The sequence below is a fragment of the Streptomyces cynarae genome, from assembly GCF_025642135.1.
In the GTDB taxonomy this organism is placed as follows: Bacteria; Actinomycetota; Actinomycetes; order Streptomycetales; family Streptomycetaceae; genus Streptomyces; species Streptomyces cynarae.
The window spans coordinates 77795-101797 of record NZ_CP106794.1 but is presented as its reverse complement, the minus strand read 5'-3'; the positions used below and the strand labels follow the sequence as shown (position 1 = coordinate 101797).

Below are 24003 nucleotides of genomic sequence, written 5' to 3'. Positions count from 1 at the left end.
CCTAATAGGACTCCGTTAGGTCCGTCTCGATCTTGGCCTTGAGTGTGACCTGCTGGGCAGGGGTTGGTGGCAGGTGGTGCAGACGCCGGTCCAGCACCTCAGGATGCCCTGGAGGGCGTCGAGGACTTGGTAGAGGGTGAGACCGGTCCGGGTACTTTTGGGGCCAGGCGCTGTTCGGTGAGGAAGGCGTGGGCGGCGGTCACGAGGGTGACGTGGTGGTGCCAGCCGGGCCAGGAACGGCCCTCGAAGTGGTCCAGGCCCAGGCCGTGCTTGAGTTCGCGGTAGTCGTGTTCGATGCGCCAGCGGACCTTGGCCAGACGGACCAGGTCGGCGATCGGGGTGTCGGCCGGCAGGTTGGACAGCCAGTAATCGGTCGGTGCTTCGGCATCGGCGGGCCACTCGATCAGCAGCCAGCAGTCGGGCAGGACACCGTCCCACCAGCCTTGTTCGGCCGAGGCCGCGGCTTTGACGGGACGCTCGACTGCTTTGCCGGCCGTGCGCACGCGCACGGCGGCGAAGCGGGAGCGTAACGCGCCTCTCGAGCCGTGCCGCCAGGTGAGCGGGGTGAAGGCCTCCGGCTTGAGGCCGGCGGCCAGGGCTGCCACCGACGGTGCCCTCTGCCGGTAGCCGGGCTGGGGCCAGCAGCCGATGGCCCCCTTGCGGGCCGGAGCGACGGGCTTCGTCTCGAAGGGGTGGGCGCTTACGTCCGACCGGACGGCCAGGACGTAGGCAAGTCCGCGCTCGGACAGCGCGGTCCGCAGGTGAGCGTTGGTGCCGTATGCGGCGTCGGCCACCACGACCGGAGGCGTCATGCCCCAGGCTGCGAGCGTGTCGAGCATGTCCAGGGCGAGGCGCCACTTCTCGCGGTGCGTGACGTCCGCCGGGATGCGGGCGAGGGCTCGGCGAGCGGTGTCCGACGCCCAGTCCTTGGGCAGGAACAGGCGCCATTGCAGCGGGCAGGACGCGGTATCGGTCGCGGCGTGGACGCTGACCGCGACCTGGCAGTTCGCCCTCTTTCCCAAGGCTCCGCAGTACTGCGGAGCCACCCCAGCCGACAGCCGGCCGTCCTTGGGCACCGACACGTCGTCGATCACCCAGGCCACCGGATCGATCAGCGGCAGCATCCGCTCACAGAGCCGCCGCTGCACCGGCACCGGATCCCAGGTGGACTGGTTCACGAACTGCTGCAGGTTCTGCTCGTTGCCGTCCGGTAATCGCGAGGCCATGGCCTGAATGGACTTGCGACGGCCGTCCAGCATCAGTCCGCGCAGATAGCAGTCGCCCTTGGCCCGCTGGTCCTTGCGCGGCACCGAGGCGAACACATCAGCCACGAACAATGCCAACTTCGCCCGGACACGGTTCACTTCATGTGCGTCCACCCCACCCAACATGCTCCCGAACAGGGCCGACGGGAAGACCTAACGGAGTCCTATTAGGGCCCGTGTCGCCGATGTACCGCATGGTTCCCTGTAAGGAGCACGGCGTTGCACATCCTGCTCTCTTACTCGGGTACGGCGGGAGTGCTGAGGCCGGGGCTTGCTGCGGCCATGGGACTTTCTCGTACGCGACCGGCACGGCAGGTTGTGCCGTCGTGCTTGCGCCCTGTTTGGTCGATGGAGAAGGCGGCGAATCCACGTCTGTGGAGCCGATCCGAAGGCCGTGGGCGGTTCTACCTTCTTCCCGGAAGCGCGCGCGTGCCTCAGTGCACGGGCGAGGATCGCCGTCTGCTGCTTCGCCCGTGACAGCGTCCCGGGTGGCGCCCGCTCTCGCGCGACCTTCCGGTACTGGTGTACGACGGAGGCTGCGGTCGACGTGAGGGTGCGGGCACCAGGGACGCCGGCCAGAAAAGAAGCAGGTGACCCCGCGCCAGACGGTCACCGCACGGTGCCCATCTGCCGCACCTGCACGTTTCAAGCCGTACTGGCCGTGATCCAGTGGCCCGTGGTCTCGCTCGCTATTGCCCTGATCCGGGGCCATTCGGCATGTTCCGGGTCGGCGGCCGCGGCGACGGGCGCGACGGACAGGATCTCCGCGCAACTCGGGAGCCAGGCCCAGCCGGGGAAGCGGCCGACTCGTCAGTACACGAGACGGCAGTATCAAAAGAGCTCTTTCAAAAGAACCATTTTGAAAGTTAGACTCCGCGCATGTCCGCACAACCATCACGCGTCATCACTGATCCACGTGCCCTGATGGCCATCGCGCATCCGCTGCGCCTTCGCATCCTGGAGGCGGTGGCCCTGCAGGGACCACTGACCGCGACCGAGGTGGCACAGCTCGTCGATGAGAGTCCGGCCAACTGTTCTTGGCACCTCAGGCAGTTGAACAAGTACGGCTTCATCGCCGAGGTCGAAGGCAGGCGAGGCCGTCAGCGACCCTGGCGCATGGTCGTCGATGCCCACCGGTGGGGGACCGGCGAGGAAAGCTCCGAGCTGGCGCGCGCTGGAGACGCCGCGGCGCAGGTGCTGATCGAACTCGAGTACCGGGCCTTGCGGGAATGGCTCGCCACACGCAGGCGCGGGACGCCCGAGTGGCGTGACGCCGGCTTCTTCAACCAGGCGGTGGGTTGGTGCACCCCCGACGAACTGAACGAACTGCGGGCTGCTGTAACGGAGCTGTTCGCCCCGTATCTGCTCCGCATCGAAGACCCCGCTGCCCGTCCGGAGGGATCCCGGCCCGTGCGGCTCATGGGGTGGGGCATTCCGGCCGAGGCGCCGCTGGCCGGCAAGGACACAGAGGAAGAGGCAAGGGAATGAAGGACTTGTTAGCCCTGCGGGAGTTTCGCACGCTCTTCGTGGCCCTCACGGTCAGCATGCTGGCCGAATCGGTGCTGATCCTGGCCCTCGGCATCTGGGTGAAGGACCTGACCGGGTCGGACGGGCTGGCCGGTGCGACGTTCCTGGCGCTCAGTGCTCCCATGCTGGTGGCACCGCTGGCGGGATGGATCGTGGACCGGATATCCCGTCGTGTGATCTTCGTGGTGCTGAACCTGCTCACAGCACTCTTGCTGCTGCCGCTGCTCGCCGTCCGGCAGGCGCCGGACCTGTGGATCGTCTACGCGGTGGCAGCCGGCTACGGACTCTCGTACATCGTCCTCGGCGCGACGGTCAGCGCCCTCGTTCCCGAGCTGGTGTCTGCCGACCTGCTGCCCGATGCGAACAGCGCCCTCCAGACGGTGAAGCAGGCGTTCCGCCTGATCGGTCCCTTGGTCGGCGCCGGGCTCTTCAGCGTGCTCGGGGGCGCCAGGCTCGCGGCCGGATGCGCCGTGTGCTTCCTCTTCGCCGCCGTTGCGGGAGTGCTGCTGGCCAGGCATGAGACAGTGGTGCAGGTCCCGCAGACATCGGGAGGTCTGACCTGGACGTCTGAAGTCGGTGCGGGAATCCGTTACCTCGTGGGTGAGCCGGCGCTCCGCAAGGTCGTGTGCTGCTCCGCGCTCAGTATGATCGGGCTGGGACTGGGCGAGAGCCTATATTTCGCCTACGTCGACCAGGGCCTGGGACGCGACGCGGCCTTCCTCGGCGTCCTCGTCTCGGCACAGGGAGTGGGGGGCGTCGCCGGGGGGCTCGCCTCGGCGCGTGTGGTGAGGCGGTTCGGGGAGATCGGCTGCGTCGCTGTCGGGATCGCGCTGTTCGCCCTCGGCAGCATTGCGTTGGTGCACCCCGCTCTGTGGCTGGCGCTGCCTGCCTCCGTGCTCATCGGCATGGGTCTGCCTATCTCCATGGTCGGCACCAACACCCTCCTGCAGCGGCGTACTCCGGCGGACCTGCTCGGCCGCACCGCCGTTGCCCTGGACACTCTCATCAGCGGACCTCAAGCCCTGGCCATCGGGCTCGGCGCCATTTTGGTGGGTCTGGTGGACTACCGCCTGCTTTTCGGCGGGACAGGAGTGGCCATGGGCTTCGTCGCCGTAGTCCTCTGGCTCGACCGGGGAATCTCCTCATCAACTTCCCCGGTCTCCACCCCGATCTCTTTCGAATAGTTCGCCGAAAGCGCGGCGATAGAGACCACACATAACTTCTCGTCGGCCCATGGGGGAACCCCGCAATGAGGAGAGACGATGGAGAAGACGGCCGAAGGTGACGAGGATTCAATCCGGCTAGCGCCGCGCACGCGTCATGAAGAAGTGCTTTTCGGCATCTGGCGGGACGTCCTCGGCACGGACGACCTGGGCGTGGAGGACGATTTCTTCGTGCTCGGCGGGAATTCGCTCCACGTCATTCGCATCATCTCGCGGCTCGGTGAGTTCACGGGCGCGGAACTCCCTCTGCAGTTCGTGCACGACCATCCGACCATCGCGGAGGCCGCGGCCCGCCTCGACACTCTGACGGCCGAGGGCTGCGGGGCCGTCGCACCGTCGGCCCTGACCGGCGATGCGAGCCGGTGGAACGGTGACTGGTGAACCAGCAGTGGCGGGTCCGCTTCTCCGATGGTCGACGGGATGAAGGAGGGAACCGTGGAAAACCGCGACGAGGAACGGTACATCGTCGTACTCAACCATGAGGAGCAGTATTCAATCTGGCTCGAGGGCCGCCAAGTTCCGGACGGCTGGCGACCGGAAGGGAAGTCGGGCAGTAAGGAGGAGTGTCTCGCGCACATCGAGACGGTGTGGACCGACATGCGGCCGCTGAGCCTGCGGCTCCGAATGGAATCGGCCGAGGTTTGAGCCTGTTCCACTGAGTTCTGTCTGGAATTGAACACGGAGTGAGGGGGCTGCAATGAGTGCTTCTGGCATGGATTCGGCAGGGGGGCGGGATGAGAGCAGCCCACGTGCGTGCGACGGTCCGTTCCTCCCCCTGACCCCGACGCAGCACGGGGTATGGCTGCACGAGCAGCTGCTCCAGGGCGACGCGGTCTACAGCGTCAACCGTGCGATGTGGCTCCACGGGCAGCTGGACGTCGTAGCGTTGCGCACCGCCTTCGCGGACGTACTGCGTCTCCACCGGGTGTTGTCGGCGGTGGTGCGAGCCGAGCCAGAACCGGGCCTCGTGCTGGCAGAACCCCGCGAGGACGCCTTCCGCGTCCTCGACCTGAGTGACCGCCCGGACGGTGTACGGCGCGACCACGCCCACGACGCTGCCCGTGCGGAGATCACCGCGCCGTTCGACACCACCGCGGGCCCCCTCGTCCGAGCCCTGCTGGTCCGGCTCTCACCCCACGAGCACCTCTTGGTGCTGAACGGCCACCACCTCGTGCTCGACGGAGTGTCGGCACATCTGGTCGAACGTGACATCGCGGCGGCGTACGACCATCTCGTCACCGGACGGGCGGCGCCCCCGGCCGCCCGTGCGGTCCCCTTCGAGGAGTACGCGCGCCGGCGCGTGGAGTCTACCGGGGCCGGGAGCCGTGCGCTCGAGGAGTGGATTGCCGCGCTGCGGGGTCTGCCCGCGACCCTTGACCTGCTTCCTGAGCGACCCGGCACCGCGGCATCGACCCATGCCGCCGGGTGCCTGTCACGGACCGTCGCGCCCGATTTGGCTCTGGCCGTGCGCAAAACGGCGGCCGAGCACCGGGTCACCTTGTTCACGATGGGGCTGGTCGCCTTCTCGCTCGTGCTCGGACGCTACAGCGGGGAGGAGCGGTTCGCCCTAGGAACCACTCTCGCCGGACGTTTCACCACCGAGCTGGAAGACACCGTTGGGATGCTCGCCGACACTGTCCCCCTTCCGGTCGACCTCTCGGGCGACCCCACGGGCGGTGAAATGCTCTCAAGTGCCCGCTCCGCCGTCCTCGCTGCCCTCAGCAGACAGGACGTGTCCTTCGCCCAGATCGTCGACGCGCTGCGGCCGGAGCGGATACCGCACCGCACCCCGGTCTTCCAGGTTGCCATCCAGCAGGAGGAACCTCACAGCGGAGTCGGGCTGTTCGGCGGGCTGCGGGCCGAGCGACTCTGGCTTCCACAGGAGCTGGCGCAGTTCGAACTCACCCTCGTCATCACCGAGCAGGACGACGGCATCGACCTGTCCCTCCAGTACCGGACGGCCCTGTTCGAAGCTGACGTGATCAAGCGCATGCTGCAGCACGTCGTCTCGGTCCTTGCGCGGCTGGCCGACACCCCCCATGCACCGGCGTCTTCGCTGTCCGCGCTCCCCGGGGACCAGTACGAACTGGCGGTGCGGGAGCTCAACGCGGAATCGGCCGCGAGCACCGAGAACGACGGGTCCCAGGGAGTGGGACGGCGCATCGACGCTGTCCTGCGGAGCGTGGCCGAGGCACGCCCAGATGGGGTGGCAGTGGTGCAGGGGGCCGAGGAGTACACCTACGGCCGACTATGGTCTGACAGCCGGGCCGTCGCCGCCGCGCTGGCCGCCGACGGCGTCCGGCCCGGTGACGCGGTTGGGCTCCTTGGCACCGCCGGCTACGAGGCCGTCGCCGCGATGGCCGGAATCCTCGTGGCGGGGGGGCACTACGTTCCCCTGGACCCCATGTTCCCGGACGACCGCATCGCGCACATGCTGTCAGTGGCCGGAGCGCGGCACCTGGTCACCGCCGGCCCTGCTGTCCGCGGCGGGTCGCCGGACTTCCGTGTGCACCCGGTGCCCGACCTGATCCGGAATGGGCAGGACGGCCGGGATGTGCCGATGGCGCAGCCGGCCGACCTCGACTCCGACCTGGCATACGTCATCTTCACGTCGGGCTCGACCGGCGACCCGAAGGCCGTCGGAGTCCCGCACCGTGGGGTGCTGGGCACCGTGCTGCGACCCGGATCCCTCCGGATCGGTGCCGACGACGGCATGCTATGGCACCTGACCATCGCCTTCGACCCCAGTGTGTACATGGTTTGGAGCGCCCTGCTCACCGGCGGGAAGGTGGTGACCCTCGAGCCTGGTGCCCAGTCGCTCGACAACCTCGCGGATCGGCTCGCACAACCGGACGTCACCGTGGCTGGACTGACGCCCGCTCTCTTCGCTGTGGTTGTCGACCACCACCTGGAAGCGCTGTCCGGTCTACGCAAACTCCTGGTGGGCGGTGACGTGCTGCCGGTCCGCGCGGCGCGCCGAATGGCACGGGAACTCCCCGGCACCGACCTGGTCAACGTCTACGGACCAACCGAGAACTCGGTGATCAGCACGGCGTCGCACGCATCGGCCTGGGACGACTCCCGGTTGTCGCTGCCCATCGGCAGCCCCGTCGCAGGGACGTCGTGCTACGTGCTCGATGAACGGCTGGAGCTGGTGCCCCCGGGCACCTCCGGCGAGCTGTTCGTCGGAGGCGACAGGCTTGCCCGCGGCTACCTCGGCGAACCGGCGCTGACGGCGGGCAGGTTTCTCCCCGACCCGTTCGCCGCTGCCCCGGGCGCCCGCATGTACCGGACAGGCGACCGGGTGTGCCGACGCCCCGACGGACAGCTCACATTCTTGGGACGGTTGGACAACCAGGTCAAGATCCGTGGCTACCGGGTCGAACCCGGCGAGGTCGAGGCAGCGCTCGTCGGACACCCTGCGGTACGGCAAGCGGTGGTGGTCCCGTGGGACCATCCGACCGCCGGCAAGCGCCTCGCCGCGTACCTGGTGCCCCATCCGGAAACGCCGCTCGACGAGGCGGACCTGCGCCAGTGGCTCGTGCGCCAGCTCCCCCCCTACATGGTGCCGGCGAGCTTCCGCCTCCTCGAGGAGATCCCGCTCAACCAGAACCACAAGCCCGACCATCTCAGGTTGCCGGCGCCGGAGCCCACTGGCGACACCGCCGTCCGTCGTGCACCCCGCACCGCCGCGGAACGGCAGCTTGCGGGCATCTTCGCCGACGCCCTCGGGGCCGAAGGAATCGGTGTCGAAGACGACTTCTTCGCCTTGGGCGGTGACTCTCTCCTCGCAATGCGGGTCGCCGCACGGGCGGGTGAGGCGGGATACCGGATGACTGCGCACGACGTCTTTGCGCACCATACTGTGGCGGGATTGGCTGCCGTGACGGCCGGCCGGTCGGTCCGCGAGGCCTCGCCGGCGCCCGCACCGGAACCCCGGACCGCCAAGGGCCGTTTTCCGCGCTCCGGACTCGACGCTCAGCAACTCGGCGCTCTCTTCCGCCGGATAGCAGCCGTTCACCCGCAGGTCACTGCCGACGGCGTAGTGGACATTCACCCACTGTCTCCCCTTCAGTCGGGTATGCTCTTCCACTCGCTGGACGAAACCGGGTCCCGTGGCTACCTGCGCCAGTTCACCTTCGAGACCCCGGCGGACATCGACCCTGACGCACTCGGCCGGGCATGGACCGACGTGGCGCGCCGACACGATGCACTGCGCACCACCTGCGTGATCGACGGCGTGCCCAGGCCGCTCCTTATCGTCCACCGCGAGCTCGACCGCCCCGTGACCATCGTGGATCTGACCGGGACCACAGATTCCGCCACGGGACTGCGCGAGACCCTCCTGGCGGAGATGGACCGCTGTGTCCTCGGCCCGGCCGCGCCCGCGCATCGGCTCGCCCTCGTCATGCTGCCCCAAGGCCGGCACCGGCTCGTCTGGACCGTGCAGCACTTGTTGCTCGACGGCTGGAGCATCTCGCTTGTCCTCGACGAACTCTTCACCCGGTACGCGGAGATCGCGGCGGGCCGTGAGGAGACAGCGCTCGCCGCGCCGGTGTCGTACCGGGGGTTTGTGGAGTGGTTGGGGTTGCGTGATGTGGGGGCGGATGAGGAGTTCTGGCGGGGTGTGTTGGGTGGGGTGTCGTTGCCGACTCCATTGGTTCTTGGGGGTCGGGGTTCGGGTGTGGGTGGTTCGGGTGTGGTGCGGTGTGTGGTGGATGAGGGGGTGGTCGGGCGTTTGGAGGGGGTTGCCCGGGAGTTGCGGGTGACTTTGGGTTCGGTGGTGCAGGCGGCGTGGGGTTTGGTTCTGCATCGTTATTGCGGGTTGTCGGATGTTGTGTTCGGTTCGGTGTCGTTAGGGCGGTTCGCTGACGTTCCTGGTGTGGAGCGGATGGTGGGGCTGTTGATGAATACGGTGCCGTTGCGGGTGCGGGTGGATGACGGGGAGTCGGTGGGGGAGTTCCTGTCGGGTGTGCATGAGCGATTGCTGGCCGTGCGGGAGCACGAGCACAGTGCATTGGTGGACGTCCAGCGGTGGGCGGGTGTGCCGGCCGGGAGTTCCCTCTTCGACAGCATCGTCGCCTTCGACAGGTTCACCCCGCGCAGTGGCCCGGCTGGCTCCGCATTCCCGCCGGTCGACGACGATGTCGTCGCCCCCGACATGGGGTGTCCCCTGCTCCTCGAAGTCGATGCCGAGCGCGGGCTCTCGCTGCAGTTGGTCCACGAACTCGACTCATTCGAGGGGGAGACCGCGCAGCGGGTGCTCGACCACCTGGTGCAGGTCCTGAGGGATCTATCCGAGGGCCCGGACATCCTGCTCTCCAAGGTGGGCCGCACGAACGAGCCCGCACGCCGACACACCCCGGCCGGAGAACTCCCGCCGGACGCCTGTCTGCACCAGCTGTTCGAACGGCAGGTGCGACGCGCACCCGATGCGATCGCCGTGGTGTGCGGCGAAGAGCGTCTCACGTACGGAGAGCTGAACGAGCGGGCCAACCGCCTCGCCCATCACCTCCGGGACCTGGGCGTCGGACCCGAGACCATCGTCGGCGTAAGCCTCGAACGCGGCCCGGATCTGATTCCGGCACTGCTCGGCGTCCTCAAGTCCGGTGGTGCCTACGTACCTCTAGATCCGGCGCACCCCGTCGACCGGTTGACATACATCCTCGACGAGACCGCCAGCCCCGTAGTGATCTCCGCCTCGGACGCGGCACACCGACTTGAGAAGGTATACGGCGGCCGCCTGGTGGTGCTCGACCGCGACGCCGCGGTCATCGCGGGCCGCTCACCGGAGAACCCGGCAGAGGGAGCAGGCCCCGGCTCCCTTGCCTACACGATGTACACCTCGGGTTCGACCGGCCGGCCCAAGGGCGTGTGCCTCACTCACTCCCAGCTGTGGTCGCTCCTTGCCCTGGGCGACGAACATTTCGGCTTCGGCCCCGAGGACGTGTGGGCCCTGTTCCACTCGTACGCCTTCGACGTCTCCGTGTGGGAGATGTGGGGCGCCCTGGCTCACGGCGGGCAGCTCGTCGTCGTGCCGTTCGACATCGCCCGCTCTCCGGACGACCTCCTGGACCTGCTGGTCCGGGAGCGGGTGACGGTGCTGTGCCAGACGCCCTCGGCGTTCCGGCCGCTGGCCGCAGCGGCGACCGCTGCCGATTCGAGGGCTAGGCGACTCTCCCTGCGCGCCGTGGTCTTCGCGGGGGAGCGGCTCAACCCGACCGAGCTCGACCCGTGGATCTCCCGGTTCGGACTCGAGCGGCCAGCTTTGGTCAACATGTACGGCATCACGGAAACCGCCGTCTATTCAACCTACCACCGCATCACCCAGGACGACCTGGACGCGAGCGGCAGTCCGATCGGCCGCGCGCTCGGGGAGATGTGGATCCACCTCCTCGACGAGCACGGACTTCCAGTGCCAGCGGGAGCGGAGGGAGAGGTCTACATCGGCGGTGCAGGCGTCGCCCGTGGCTATCTGCGCCGTCCCGCACTGACCGCGGAGCGCTTCGTGCCGGACCCGTTCGGTCCGCCGGGGTCCCGCCGCTACCGCAGTGGAGACCTCGCCCGCGAGGAGCCGGACGGCACGCTGGACTTCATCGGACGCATCGACGACCAGGTCAAGATCCGCGGTTATCGCGTGGAGCTGGGCGAGGTCCAGTCGGTGCTGGCAGCCCAGCCGGGAGTCCGGGACGCGGCGGCGGTGGTGCGGGAATACGGGCCCGGTGACCTGCGGCTCGTCGCCTACGTCGTACCCGAGGACGCCGCCGGCCCCGACAGTGAGGCCCTGCGCGCAGCACTCGCGAGGCACCTCCCGGCCTACATGGTTCCGGCATCCATCGTCGTCCTCGACGCCCTCCCGTTGACCGTCAACGGCAAGTTGGACCGCCGGGCCCTGCCCGACCCCGGCCCCCGGGCTTGCCGGACCGGTCCGATCCTGGTCGAGCCCCGCGGACCGGTTGAGGAGACGCTCGCCGTCATCTGGAAGGAGGTCCTGGGCCTCGAGCAGGTCGGCGCACAGGACAACTTCTTCGACCTCGGCGGTGATTCTCTCGTCGCCATTCAGGTCGCGACCCGATCCAGGGCAGCGGGCGTCGCCGTAAAGCCGAGCCAGTTGTTCGCCGCTCCGACGATCGCGCAACTCGCCTCGGCCATCGTGGCGGCCGGGCCCTCGCGCGACGTGGCTGCTGCCACCCCAGCCGTGGTGCACCGCGAGCCGTTCGAGCTGGCTGGCCTAGACCGTACCGGAATACGGCAGTTGGCGATCGCGGCGCAGCGCCAGACCGGCCTCATGCTACTCGCCGACGCCTATCCGCTGTCTCCGCTGCAGGCAGGCATGCTGTTCCATTCGCTGTACGACCCCGACCCCAGCAATTACGTGCGCCAGTTCCTCTATGACCTCAAAGGCGACCTGGATCCCTACACATTCGAGCGCGCCTGGACCGAGGTCGCCGACCGGCACACCACGCTGCGGACGACATTTGCCTGGCACGACCTGCCGCAGCCACTGCAGCTTGTGTGGCACGATGCCGCGCCCGGCCTCGCGTACGAAGACTGGTCGCACCTCGATGCCTCCGCACGCGAGGAGGCCCTAGCAGAGCTCCTCGAGCGCGACTGCAAAGAAGGGTTCGACGTCCACGGCGGCCCCGCGCACCGGATGCGTCTTATCCGCACTGGTAAACGCACCCACCGACTTCTATGGACCGTGCACCACATGCTCTTCGACGGCTGGAGCGTGCCGCTGGTACTCGGCGACCTGATCGCCTTGTACGGCGGTCTGAGCCAGGACGGTGCAGCCCCGCGCCTGTCGGAGCCGGTGTCGTACCGGGGGTTTGTGGAGTGGTTGGGGTTGCGTGATGTGGGGGCGGATGAGGAGTTCTGGCGGGGTGTGTTGGGTGGGGTGTCGTTGCCGACTCCATTGGTTCTTGGGGGTCGGGGTTCGGGTGTGGGTGGTTCGGGTGTGGTGCGGTGTGTGGTGGATGAGGGGGTGGTCGGGCGTTTGGAGGGGGTTGCCCGGGAGTTGCGGGTGACTTTGGGTTCGGTGGTGCAGGCGGCGTGGGGTTTGGTTCTGCATCGTTATTGCGGGTTGTCGGATGTTGTGTTCGGTTCGGTGTCGTTAGGGCGGTTCGCTGACGTTCCTGGTGTGGAGCGGATGGTGGGGCTGTTGATGAATACGGTGCCGTTGCGGGTGCGGGTGGATGACGGGGAGTCGGTGGGGGAGTTCCTGTCGGGTGTGCATGAGCGATTGCTGGCCGTGCGGGAGCACGAGCACAGTGCATTGGTGGACGTCCAGCGGTGGGCGGGTGTGCCGGCCGGGAGTTCCCTCTTCGACAGCATCGTGGTCGTAGAAACGCCCAACGGCCCGGACGGGCCGAGCGCCGGAGGACTAACCCTCACCCCCGCTCAGGCCACCGGTAGCCCGGGCACGGGCTATCCACTGGTCCTGCAGGTGGACGCTGGCGGTGACCTCTCCCTGCAGCTGTTCCACGCTCTCGATTCATTCGACGGAGAAACGGCCCAACGGGTGCTTTCCCATGTTGTCCAGGTCCTGGAGGGTCTGGCGAAGGGACCGGACACGCCCGTCGCCGACGTGGCGGTAATGCCCGCCGCAGAGCGCAGGCTGGTGCTCGATGCATGGAACGCCACCGATGCTGAATTCCCGAGTGACGCCTGCCTACAGGAGCTGTTCGAGCGGCAGGTGCGACGTACGCCCGATGCGGTCGCCGTGGTGTGCGGCGAGGAGCGCGTGACTTACCGGGAGCTGAACGAGCGGGCCAACCGTCTCGCCCATCACCTGCGAGACCTAGGTGTCGGACCCGAGACCGTTGTCGGAGTCTGCCTCGAGCACAGCACGGAGCTGCTGGTCGCGCTGTGGGGCATTGTGAAGTCCGGCGGGGCGTACGTGCCTCTGGACCCCAGGCATCCGGCGGAGCGTCGGGCGTTCGCGCTGACCGACTCGGCGGCGGAAGCGGTGGTGACGCAGCAGACGCTGGCCGAATCCTTCTCTGGCGCGGCCGTGCCGGTGGTGCGCATCGATGTCGACTGGCCACGGATCCAGGAGCGGTCGGCACGGGACCCGCAGGTGATCGGTAACTCCGACAACCTGGTGTATGTGATGTACACGTCTGGATCGACGGGGCGCCCCAAAGGCGTAATGATCAGCCACCGCGGCCTCGTCAACTACCTGTTCTGGTGCATCGAGGGGTATGGGCTCGACGGCGCGTCGGGCGCTCCCATGCTGGGGTCGATCGCCTTCGACCTGTCCGTGCCGAACTTCTTCCTCCCGCTCATAGGCGGCCGAGACGTCACACTGCTGCCACCGGACGACGCGCTGGCGGAACTGGCGAAACTTCTAGGCAAGCCTGGGGACTTCAGCCTGCTGAAGATCACGCCCGCCCATCTCGATGTGCTACGAGGCGAGCTGCCGCCCGGCGCGGTCGAATCGGTGCGCACGTTCGTCGTGGGTGCGGACGAGATGCGGCCCGAGACCGCGGCGAGCTGGCGCCGGATTGCTCCAGGCGCGCGGATCATCAACGAGTACGGTCCGACCGAGACCGTTGTCGGCTGCTCCGTGTACACCGTCCCCGAGGACGTCGGCTACCGCGGCTTGGTGCCGATCGGCAAGCCGATCGCCAACACCCGGATGTACGTGCTCGACGACCGTCTGGATCCGGTACCAGTCGGGGTGACGGGGGAGCTCTACATCGGCGGAGAGGGGGTGGCCCGGGGATATCTCGGCCGGCCCGGACTTACCGCGGAGCGGTTCCTACCCGACCCCCACGGCGCTGTGTCCGGCGCGCGCTTCTACCGAACGGGTGACCTCGCCCGGTTCCGCACGGACGGTGAACTGGAGTTCCTCGGACGGATCGACCACCAGGTCAAGATCCGCGGCTACCGGATCGAACTCGGGGAGATCGAGGCCGCGCTGCTCCAGCACTCGGCGGTGCGCGAGGCCGTGGTGGCGGCACGTGAGGACCAGCCCGGCGACAAACGGCTCGCCGCGTACGTCGTCCTCGAAGAAGGCAATTCGGTGGGCGGCTCGGAACTGCACGACTTCCTCCGGGAGAGGCTGCCCGCCTACATGCTGCCGGCCGCCTACACCGTCCTGGACGCCCTCCCGCTCAGCCAGGGTGGCAAGGTCGACCGCAGGCTCCTGCCAGCACCGGTTGCCCTCCGAGCCACCCTGGCCACCACCGACTACGAAGCCCCCAAGACCCCCACCGAGCAGACGCTCGCGGACATCTGGAGCGACGTGCTGGGCCTGGACCGGGTCGGCGTGCACGACAACTTCTTCATGGTCGGCGGAGATTCGATCCGGGCCATGGTTGCAGTGGACCGGGTGCGTGCCGCGTTCGAAGTGACCGTCCCGCTCGTCGCGTTCTTCCAGAACCCCACCGTGGCCGAACTCTCCACCGCCCTGCGGGACCTCATGGCCCCGCGCGATGGATCTCCGGTACGGCTGCGCCGGGGCAACGACGGATCGCCGCTGTTCCTCTTCCCAGCGCAAGGCGGCTCGGCCGCTGCCTATCTGGAACTAGCCGGACTGCTCGTTACACAGCCCTCTGTGTACGCCCTCCAGTCTGTCGGGTTCGACTCCGACGAGGCGCCGTTCACCACGGTGGAGGAGATCGCCAGGGCAGGCCTGGAGGCGATCCGGAAGGTCTGCCCCGCCGGTCCCTACCGACTTGCCGGCTGGTCATTCGGCGGCTTGGTGGCCTTCGAGGCGGCCCGGCAACTTGAGGCAGCCGGCGAGTCGGTGGCCCTGCTCGGCATCCTCGACACGCCGGTGTTCAGGCCACGGACAGATACTGCCCGCGCCGAGGGCGGTTTCAAGGAAGAACTACTGCGTGTGGTGTCCGACATGGCGCTCTACAAGCAGCACCTCGAAAGCAGTACCGAGGAGGAGCTCATAGAGGAGATCCTGCGGTACGAGCGTGCCGGGAAACGGATGTCGAACCTCGCCGACAGCGAGTCGATCCGGCGGATGGTTCGGGTGTACACGGCCAACGGCAAGGCGACGACCACCTACCGCTACGACGGCACGGTCGCGGCCGACATCCACCTTCTGCGCAGCACAGAACAGGGATCCGGGCTGACGAACGAGGTGCGGCTGCAGGACTGGCAGGCGCTGACCTCCGGGACCGTGACGGTCCACCCCGTCCCGGGCCGCCACGCCGAGCTCCTCGAGATGCCTTCTGTGCAGTACGTCGCGGATGTCCTCACTGACATCCTGAAGGACGGAAGCGAAATCTGATGATAGAAGATCACTCTGTCACCCGGGAGACGCTCCTGCCCGCGGAGGACGACCAGGAGACCGCCTCGCTCAATGACACGGCCGCTGACGTGCCCCTGCACTCCCTGCCTGCGCTGATCCACCGGAACGTCCTGGCCATGCCCGATGCGCTCGCCGTTTCCTGCGGGGCGAGCGAGCTGACGTACGCGCAGGTGTGGGAGCGCTCCGGTCGGGTCGCCAGCCGCTTGCGCGCCGAGAACGCGGGGCCCGGCGACCTCGTCGGCGTGGCCATAGAGAGGGGCGTCGACCTCCCGGTGGTCCTTCTCGGCGTCCTGCGCTGCGGTGCGGGATACGTACCCCTGGATCCCGGTCTTCCCGCGGCCCGGCTCGCCCGTACGGTGGAACAGGCCGGTGTGCGGCTGATGCTGACGGGCTGCGTCCGTCCGGACTGGCTTCCCCCGGACGGGCCCGCGTCCCTGCCTCTGGACGACGTCCTGGCCGGGCCGGAAGCTGATGCCGCTGCCCTGCCGCTCCTCGATCCGGCCTCTGTCGCGTACGTGATCTACACCTCCGGCTCGACCGGTGTGCCCAAGGGGGTCGTCGTTCCCCACGCGGCACTGGCCAATTTCATGTGGTCCATGCGCAGCGTTCCGGGCATCGACGCCAATGACGTCCTGGTGGCGGTCACCACGGTGTCGTTCGACATCGCCGCGCTCGAGCTCTTCTTGCCCTTGGTGGTGGGCGGGCGCACGGTCATCGCGAGCCGAAACCAGGCCATGGACCCGGCGAGGCTGGCCCATCTGATCGACGAGGCCGGCGGCACCGTCCTCCAGGCCACCCCCGCGACCTGGCAACTGCTGAGGGAGCACGACTGGTGTCCGCCGGCGGGTTTCAAATTGCTCTGCGGCGGCGACCGACTGCCCCCCGATCTCGCCGACTGGCTAGTGTCCAGCGGATGCGCCGCGTGGGATCTTTACGGGCCGACGGAGACGACTATCTGGTCAGCCGTCGGAAGGCTCGGTGAAGGCGGCCGGACCGTCGACTGGCGGCCCGTCGCACAGACGAGCGTGCACGTTCTCGGCTTTGGTCTAGAGCCCATCCCGCTTGGGGAGCGGGGCGAGGTCTACATAGGCGGCTCTGGCCTCGCACAGGGCTATCTGGGACAGCCTGCGCAGACGGCTGAAAGGTTTACGCCCGATCCCTTCTCGCCAGTCCCCGGCCGCCGGCTTTACCGGACTGGAGACATCGGACGCCGCCGCGACGACGGGACCGTCGAGATCCTCGGCCGCAGTGACCACCAGCTGAAGGTCCGGGGGTTCCGCGTCGAACCGGGCGAGATCGAGGCTGCGATTCTCGGTCACCCACGGGTGCGGCAGGCGGTCGTCGTCCCCTCCCGCGCAGCAGGGCGCGACCAGGGGCTCGTGGCCTACGTCGTTCCCGCGCCGGGCGGCGACGGCGAAGCCAACCCTGCACCGGGCACGGTGGTGCGCCCGAACGACTCCACCGGCCGCGGCGACGGTGTGCCATCCGTCCTCCTTGATCCTGCCGGTTCGGCCGGCGCGGATGCGCTTAGGACCGGCATCGAAACCGCCCTGGACCGGTGCGCCCCCGGTGGGCAGGTGATCATCGACGGCCTGCGCGATCTCCGTCTGCTTGCTGGAGAAGCCCTGGTGACGGAGGCGGCCCGGCGCTCTCCGTACGACACCTGCGCTGCCCTGGCCGGTCAGGTGGGCCAGCTGCTGACGCTGACGGACGAGCTTGCCGCGGATCCTCGCTTCTTCGAGGCGCTGGCCCAGGACCGTGCCCGCGTAGCCTCGGTCGACATCCATCCGTCGTTCGCGGGCCCGGCCGGGGCAGGCCCCTTCCGCTACCGCGTGGTCGTCCGCAAGCCCACGGACGGGAGCGGCCCCGGCCCTGATGCGGGAACCCCGCTTGCTCCACCACTGCGGTGGACGGACTGGGATGACCGCCGCATGACGAGTGCTTCGTTCGAGGCACTTCTGCGGTCGGCACCCGGTGGCTGCGGCGTCCGCGACGTGCCGGACGCACGCCGCGCCCTCGCAGTGGCGGCGGCCAGCGGCCTGGCCTGCGCAGCCGGCACGGTGAGCCTCGGACAGCTTGTACAGACAGCAGGGGAGGTGCGCCGCGTGCGGGCTGCCCCCGACCGGGAGCGGGTGCGGTCCCTGGCGGAGCGGCTCGGTTTCCGGATGACCGAGACGGTACGCGGCGACGGCCGTCCCGACGCATGCGACCTCGTCTTTCATCCGGTCGGTGCACCGCTGCGGGCGGAAACGAGGCCGGCCGCGACCGCGATCGGCGCACCCGGCCCCGATGAGCTGCGCCGCATGGTGAACGATCCGGTGCGCGGGGCCCGGCTGCGGGAACTCGCTGCCTCAATCCGGTCTTTCCTGGACGATCAGCTCCCCGCCTACATGGTTCCCGGTGAGATCGTCGTTCTCGAGGCCCTGCCGCTGAACGCGAACGGCAAGATCGATCGAGCCGCACTGCCTGACCCCCTGCCGCCCGTCGCGGTGCGCAGGTCCACGGCACTGCCAGTCACGCCGGCGGAACGGCTCGTCGCGCAGGTGTGGGGCGAGGTGCTCGGTCAGGTCAGCATTGGGCTGGACGATACGTTTCCGGGTCTCGGCGGAGACTCGGTGCGCGCCGTCCGCGTCGCCGCCGTGGCCCGGCGGGCCGGCCTGCTCGTCCAGCCAGCCGACGTACTGCAGCTCACCGTGCGGCATCTGGCCCGAGTCGCGGTGCCCGCACCGGACGGGAACGTCGCCGTCGAGGGTTATCCGCCTGCCGACGGGACACTGCCGTCCGCGGACACACTCGAGCCGGCCGAGCCGTACCCGCTGACGTCGATGCAGGCCGGAATGCTCTTTCACAGCCAGTACTCCGCCGGAGCGTCCGACTATTTCCAGCAGACCGTCCACCGCGTGCACGGGCCCGTGGAGACCGAGACGCTCTGCGCGGCCTGGAGGACAGCGGCACGGCGGCACGGCGTGCTGCGCAGCGTCGTCGAGTGGGACGGCCTGCCGGGGCCCCGCCAGCGGGTACTGGAGAGCGCGGAACTGCCGGTTCGGGTGTTGAGTCCCAGCACTGAGGCTGGCGACAGGGAAGGGTTCCTCGCCCGGCTGCTGGCGGAGGACCGCGACATCGGGTTCGACATCGCGGTCGAGCCGCCAGTCCGGCTCACCGTGATCCGCTGGTCGGACGAACTGCTGGAGACCGTCTTCAGCTACCACCACCTCTTGTTGGACGGATGGAGCCTGCCCGTCCTAGTGCACGAGGTGGAAGAGGTCTACACAGCACTCGTGTGCGGCGAAGCACCACAGGCCCCACAGACCCCTCCGTCCTTCAGGCAGTACGTGGAATGGCTCGCGAACCAGGACCACGACGCGGCGCGCGACTACTGGAGCGAACGGTTGGCGGGATTCACCGCCCCCACGCCGGTCGCGTTCGGCCGCGCCGATCAGGGGGCCGGCGCCGCGAACGGAGAGGTCGCCGTCGAGCTGCCCAGCGCGTTGGTTCGCCGCCTAGAGCTGGTGACCCGCGCGAGCGGACTCACCCTCGGCACGCTCTTCCACGGCGCCTGGGCACTCCTGCTGTCGCGCTACAGCGGGGAGGGCGATGTAGTCTTCGGCTCGACGGTGTCCGTGCGCCCGCCCGACCTGCCCGGAGCCACCGAGCTCGTCGGCCTTTGCATTAACACCGTGCCGGTGCGCACCCAGCCGGTCCCGAACACGCTGTTCGACGACTGGCTCCGGGACCTCCAGGAGCAACTAGTCGAGGGGCGGAACTACTCCTACGCGGCCCTGGCGGATGTCCAAGCCGTCAGCGCCGTGCCCCGAGGCACCGCCCTATTCGACAGCATCGTCGTCGTCGACGGGTTCAACGGGACCGATGCGGACCGAACGGCGGGCGGGCTGCGCGTTGAGCACGTGACCACGGTCGAAACCACCGGCTATCCGCTGGTCGTCATGCTCGAGGCGGGAGAGGGCCTCACCATCCGCCTGCGCTACCAGCGTGACCGCCTCGACGACAGGGTGGTGGGCGCGCTCGTCCGCCACCTTCGCAGCGTGATGACCGCCTACGCGGACAACCCCGCACGGCGGCTAGCGGAAGTATGCCTGCTCGCTCCCGATGAGTGGAGTGACCTCGTCTTGGGCTGGAACGACACGCACGCGCCGTATCCGGACGACGCAACCTTGCCCGCGCTCTTCGCCCGCCAGGCCGCGGCCACCCCCCACGCGGTTGCCCTGCGGTACAACGACGGCGACCGCAGCGGCGAGTGGACCTACGAGCAGCTCAACCAGCGGGCCAACCGGCTTGCCCATGCCCTCCGCGCACGCGGTGTCGGGCTCGAAACCCTGGTAGGCGTCCAGATGACCAGGACACCCGACATGGTCGTCGCCATGTTGGCCATCATGAAGGCTGGCGGTGCCTATGTGCCGTTGGCGTCGGACAATCCCCCCGAGCGGCTCGCCCACGTCGTCCGTGACGCGGCCCTGAGCGTCGTCGTCACGCACGAGGGCCTCTTGGGCGAACTGGACCTGAACGCCGCGGAACTGTGCGTTCTGGACCGAATGGAGGAGGAGCTGGTACACCGCCCAGCCTCCGACCCCGCCGAGTTGGCGACGCCGGACAGCCTGGCCTACGTGATGTACACGTCCGGGTCCTCCGGCCAGCCCAAGGGGGTGATGTGCCACCACCGGGGCCTGATGAACTACGTTCACTGGTGCTCGCGCCACTACGCGCACCTCTCCGATCGCGGTGCGCCAGTGTTCTCCTCTTTCGGGTTCGACATGATCGTCCCGAACCTCTACGTGCCCCTGGTGCTCGGGCAACCGGTCCACCTCATCCCGGAGACCACCGACCCCCAGGAGCTGACCGACCTCCTCGTGGAGCATTCGCCGTTTGGATTCGTCAAGCTGACCCCGGGACACCTCGAGCTGCTGGCCCAGCGCCTGGATGCGGCCGAGGCGGGCACTCTAGCTGCGGTCCTTGCGGTCGGTGCGGACGGCTTCCCCACGAGCGTCCTGGACAGTTGGCGCGGACTGGACCCCGGCACGCGCGTGCTCAATGAGTACGGGCCGACCGAGGCCTCTGTTGCCAACTCCGCATACGTCGTCGGCGGGCCGCTAACCGGAGACCTCGTGCCCATCGGCAAGCCTATCTGGAACACCACGCTCTACGTGCTCGACGAATGGCTCAACCCGGTTCCGCCAGGGGTCGAGGGGGAGATCTACATCGGCGGCGTGTGCTGTGCCCGCGGCTACCGCAACCGCCCCAGCCAGACGGCCCGGCAGTTCGTTCCCGACCCGTTCTCAAGCTCACCGGGCGGCCGGCTGTACCGGACCGGTGACCTGGGCTACTGGCACCCCGACGGCAACCTTCAGTTCGTCGGCCGTCGCGACCACCAAGTCAAGATCCGCGGGTACCGCATCGAGACGGGCGAGGTCGAGACCGCGCTCACGGCGCATCCCGGGATTCGCCAGGCAGTGGTCACAGCGCCCGGTGTCGGCAGCGGGCGTCGGCGGCTCGTCGCGCACGCGGTCGTCAGCCCCGGCGGCGAGACCGACGCCGACGAGCTGCGCAGCTGGCTCGGCAAGAGGCTGCCCGCCTACATGGTCCCATCGGTAATCGTGCTCCTGGAGGCCTTGCCCCTCGACCCGAACGGCAAGGTCGACCGCAAGGCGCTCGCGGCCCTGCCGCTCACCGAGACCCACGACACCGGATCCGCGCAGGCGCCTACCGGTCCACTGGAGGAACGGATCGCGGACCTTTGGCGCCGTGTCCTCGGCATCGAAGAGGTAGGCGTCCAGGACAACTTCTTCGCCCTTGGAGGGGATTCCATCCTCACCATGCAGCTAGCGGCCGAAGCCCGCAGGGCAGGCCTACAGATCGCCCCAAAGGACATCTTCCGGCACCCCTCCATCACCGAACTGGCCCCCTACGTCGATGTGTACGAGGAGCCAGCCGAGGAGAGGCCCACCGACACCCCCCTCGACGGGCCTCTCCCCCTCACCCCCATCCAGCAGTGGCTCCTCGACCAGAACCTGACGGAGCTCCACCACTACAACCAATCCGTCCAGCTAGAACTCGACGCGCCCGACCTGGTTGCTCTGGACGCGGCACTGCGGTGGGTGATCGACCGGCACGACGCACTGAGACTGCGCTACACACGACTGCCGGACGGCTGGCACCAGACGGTCGCGCCCATCGAGGATGGTTTCGCCTTACGGCTGGTGTCGTGCGTCGAGTCAGAGGACTCGGAGGGGTGGCTGGCAGCCGAGGCGGACCGGCTCCAGGCCTCCCTCGACGTGACGTCGGGACCCCTCGTAGCGGCGGCGCTCTTCGATCTCGGTGACGACCGTCCGGCGCGGCTGCTGATCGCGGTGCACCACCTCGCCGTGGACACCATGTCGTGGCGCCCGTTCCTCGTCGACCTATCGGACGCCTACGAAACGGCGCTACGCGGCGCTCGCTGGTCGGCGCCGACGCCAACGACGACGTTCGGCCGCTGGACGCAAGCGCTGGGCCGATACGCCGAGTCGGCCGCCCCGGCCGTGGACGTGGCGTACTGGACGGGTGTCCTCGCCGACGCTCCGGAACTGCCCGGCGCGGCCACGGCCAGTCACCACACCGTGGGCAGGTCGCGATCGGTGACGGTACGGCTGTCCCCGGAGGACACCGAGGCGCTCTCCGTAGTTCCCGCCGCCGCACGGATGACGGTGGAGGAGGTGCTGCTCACCGCGCTGGCGATGACCCTGCAGGAGTGGGTGGGTGAAGCCGTCCCAATCGACGTCGAACGGCACGGACGGGAGCACCCTGTAACCGGCATCGACGTCGGCGAGACCGTCGGCTGGTTCACCAGCGTCCATCCCGTACGCCTGCCGATTCCGTCCGGGGAGGGCGGCGGCACGGCGGCGGCGGTCCGTGCCGTCCGGCAGCGGCTGCGTTCCACACCGACGGAGGGATTCGACTACGGGATCCTGCGCTACCTGACCCCCGGGCCCCGGGGTCAAGCGCTGCGCGATCTGCCCGAGCCCCCCGTGCTATTCAACTACCAGGGCAAGGTGGACCGGTCACGGATGGACTGGGGGCCGCTGCGCATACTACCGGCGGTTCTAGGGGCGGAGCGGAGCGCAGACCAACGGCGCAGCCACGCCATCGAGATCGAAGCGGCCATCCACAACGGCGTGTTCGAGGCCGAGTGGATCTTCTCCGGTGACCGCTTCCACCCCGACACCGTGGCCGAGCTGGCCGAGAGGTTCACCCGATACGTCGAAGAGGTCACCCGCTACTGCGTCGGGAATCGGGCCATCACGACTCCCTCGGACTTCCCGGCCGCTGATCTGAGTCAGCGGGAGCTCGACACGCTCGTCGCAGTCCATGCGGACCTCGAGGACGTGTTCCCACTGTCGTCGGTTCAGCAAGGGATGCTGTACCACTCCCTGCTGCATCCCGATCACGCCTACTACCGGGACCAGCAGGAACTGCTCATTACCGGGCGCATCGACCTCGACGCCTTCCGGGCGGCATGGGAGGACGTCGTCGCCCGGCATCCCGTGCTCCGCAGCGCAGTGGTCTGGCGCGGGGTGCCCCAACCGGTCCACGTCGTACGCCCTGTACACGCGATCCCCACCCGGATCTTCGACTGGCGTGGCCGGCCCTTCGAGGACCTGCGGCACGACCTGCGGTCCCTGTCCGTACAGGAAAGGGCCGAGCCGTTCGCGATGTCAGACACGGCCCCCGTCCGGCTGGCGGTCGTGCCTGTTTCCGCGGAGCAGCTCGTCGTCTTCCTGACTTACCATCATCTCTTGCTGGACGGCTGGAGCGTGGCCCTAATGCTGGGCGAATGGATGGCCTGTTACCGGGCTCGCCTAGCGGGAACGCAGGCCCAACTGCCCCCGGCCGTCTCCTACCGTCGGTACGTGGAGTGGCTGGCCGCCCGGCGCCCGGAGCCGACCGAGCGCTACTGGCGTGGTGTTTTCGAAAACATGCCATGTCATACGCCGGCGTCGGTGGCCCAGGACGATCCGGGCGACGTCGGCACCGGTCTGGTCGAGTCCGTCCTGACGCCGGAGGCGACGGATGCCCTGCGGCTGCTTGCGGCGGAATGCGACGTGACCTTGGGAACCGTGGCACTCGCGGCCTGGGGGATCGCCGTGAGTCACCTGTCGGGCAGGCTGGACATCACCGTCGGATCGACATTCGCGGTCCGACCGGCGGAGATCGACGGGGTCGAAACGATCATCGGGCCGATGATCGCCACGCTGCCCTTCCGGCTGTCCTTCCCCGGCGAGCGGACTGTTGCGGCGCTGCTCAGCGACGTACAGGAACGCCACATCAACCTGCGGGAGCACGGTCACAGCTCGCTCACGGACGTGCACAGATGGAGCGGCGCGCCGCCCCGGACAGCATTGTTCAACAGCATCGTCGTGGTCGAGGGCTACCCGGAGACACAGGGCGACGGCGCAGGCACCACACTCTCCGTGGGCGACATTATGGAGAGCACAGGTTATCCCCTGACCTTCTGTTTGAAGGATGCCCGCCAGATCGGTCTGCGGCTCCTGTTCGATCGGCGTACACACTCCGAGTCGGCCGCGTCGGCGGTGATGGCCACCGTGGAAGGGGTGCTCGCCTCTCTGGCAGGCCCTCCCGAACGACGTCGCCACGTACGTGACGTGCTCGGTGCCCAGGGCGAGGACGCTGACCGGACCCCCCATTCGTACGCGCGGATCTGAGG

General features: G+C 68.5%; 7 protein-coding genes. 6 read left to right on the top strand and 1 reads right to left on the bottom strand.

The genetic code is table 11. The features are described from left to right. Window positions 1–98: 98 nt before the first annotated feature. Window positions 99–1379 (bottom strand): IS701 family transposase, encoded by a 1281-nt coding sequence (locus tag N8I84_RS41445; protein ID WP_263235152.1) that lies wholly within the window; start codon window positions 1377–1379, stop codon window positions 99–101. A gap of 810 nt (window positions 1380–2189) precedes the next feature. On the opposite strand from N8I84_RS41445, the gene N8I84_RS41440 reads away from it, so the two are divergent. The 6 genes from N8I84_RS41440 to N8I84_RS41415 all read left to right on the top strand — a co-directional run bounded on the left by N8I84_RS41440 (window position 2190) and on the right by N8I84_RS41415 (window position 24001). Beyond that, window positions 2190–2753, top strand: a complete 564-nt coding sequence (locus N8I84_RS41440; RefSeq protein WP_263235150.1) for a winged helix-turn-helix domain-containing protein — start codon at window positions 2190–2192, stop codon at window positions 2751–2753. Then, on the top strand, window positions 2750–3976 hold the full coding sequence (locus tag N8I84_RS41435; RefSeq protein WP_263235149.1) for an MFS transporter: 1227 nt from the start codon (window positions 2750–2752) through the stop codon (window positions 3974–3976). The genes N8I84_RS41440 and N8I84_RS41435 overlap by 4 nt, the downstream gene beginning before the upstream one ends. A 78-nt stretch (window positions 3977–4054) precedes the next feature. Continuing rightward, window positions 4055–4396 (top strand): phosphopantetheine-binding protein, encoded by a 342-nt coding sequence (locus N8I84_RS41430; RefSeq protein WP_263235148.1) that lies wholly within the window; start codon window positions 4055–4057, stop codon window positions 4394–4396. Window positions 4397–4435: 39 nt separating this feature from the next. After that, entirely contained in the window at window positions 4436–4660 is a 225-nt protein-coding gene (locus tag N8I84_RS41425) for an MbtH family protein (RefSeq protein WP_263235468.1), read from the top strand. Between the two features lie 67 nt (window positions 4661–4727). Beyond that, window positions 4728–15266, top strand: coding sequence for a non-ribosomal peptide synthetase (locus N8I84_RS41420; protein WP_263235146.1), 10539 nt, complete (start codon window positions 4728–4730; stop codon window positions 15264–15266). Further along, window positions 15266–24001, top strand: a complete 8736-nt coding sequence (locus N8I84_RS41415) for a non-ribosomal peptide synthetase (RefSeq protein WP_263235144.1) — start codon at window positions 15266–15268, stop codon at window positions 23999–24001. Before N8I84_RS41420 ends, N8I84_RS41415 begins: the two co-directional genes overlap by 1 nt. Window positions 24002–24003: the final 2 nt, after the last annotated feature.

Excerpts from the sequence above, each read along its gene's own strand:
- N8I84_RS41415 (WP_263235144.1), top strand. The coding sequence starts at position 15,266 with ATGATAGAAGATCACTCTGTCACCCGGGAGACGCTCCTGCCCGCGGAG.
- N8I84_RS41420 (WP_263235146.1), top strand. The coding sequence starts at position 4,728 with ATGGATTCGGCAGGGGGGCGGGATGAGAGCAGCCCACGTGCGTGCGAC.
- N8I84_RS41430 (WP_263235148.1), top strand. The coding sequence starts at position 4,055 with ATGGAGAAGACGGCCGAAGGTGACGAGGATTCAATCCGGCTAGCGCCG.
- N8I84_RS41425 (WP_263235468.1), top strand. The coding sequence starts at position 4,436 with ATGAAGGAGGGAACCGTGGAAAACCGCGACGAGGAACGGTACATCGTC.
- N8I84_RS41435 (WP_263235149.1), top strand. The coding sequence starts at position 2,750 with ATGAAGGACTTGTTAGCCCTGCGGGAGTTTCGCACGCTCTTCGTGGCC.
- N8I84_RS41440 (WP_263235150.1), top strand. The coding sequence starts at position 2,190 with ATGGCCATCGCGCATCCGCTGCGCCTTCGCATCCTGGAGGCGGTGGCC.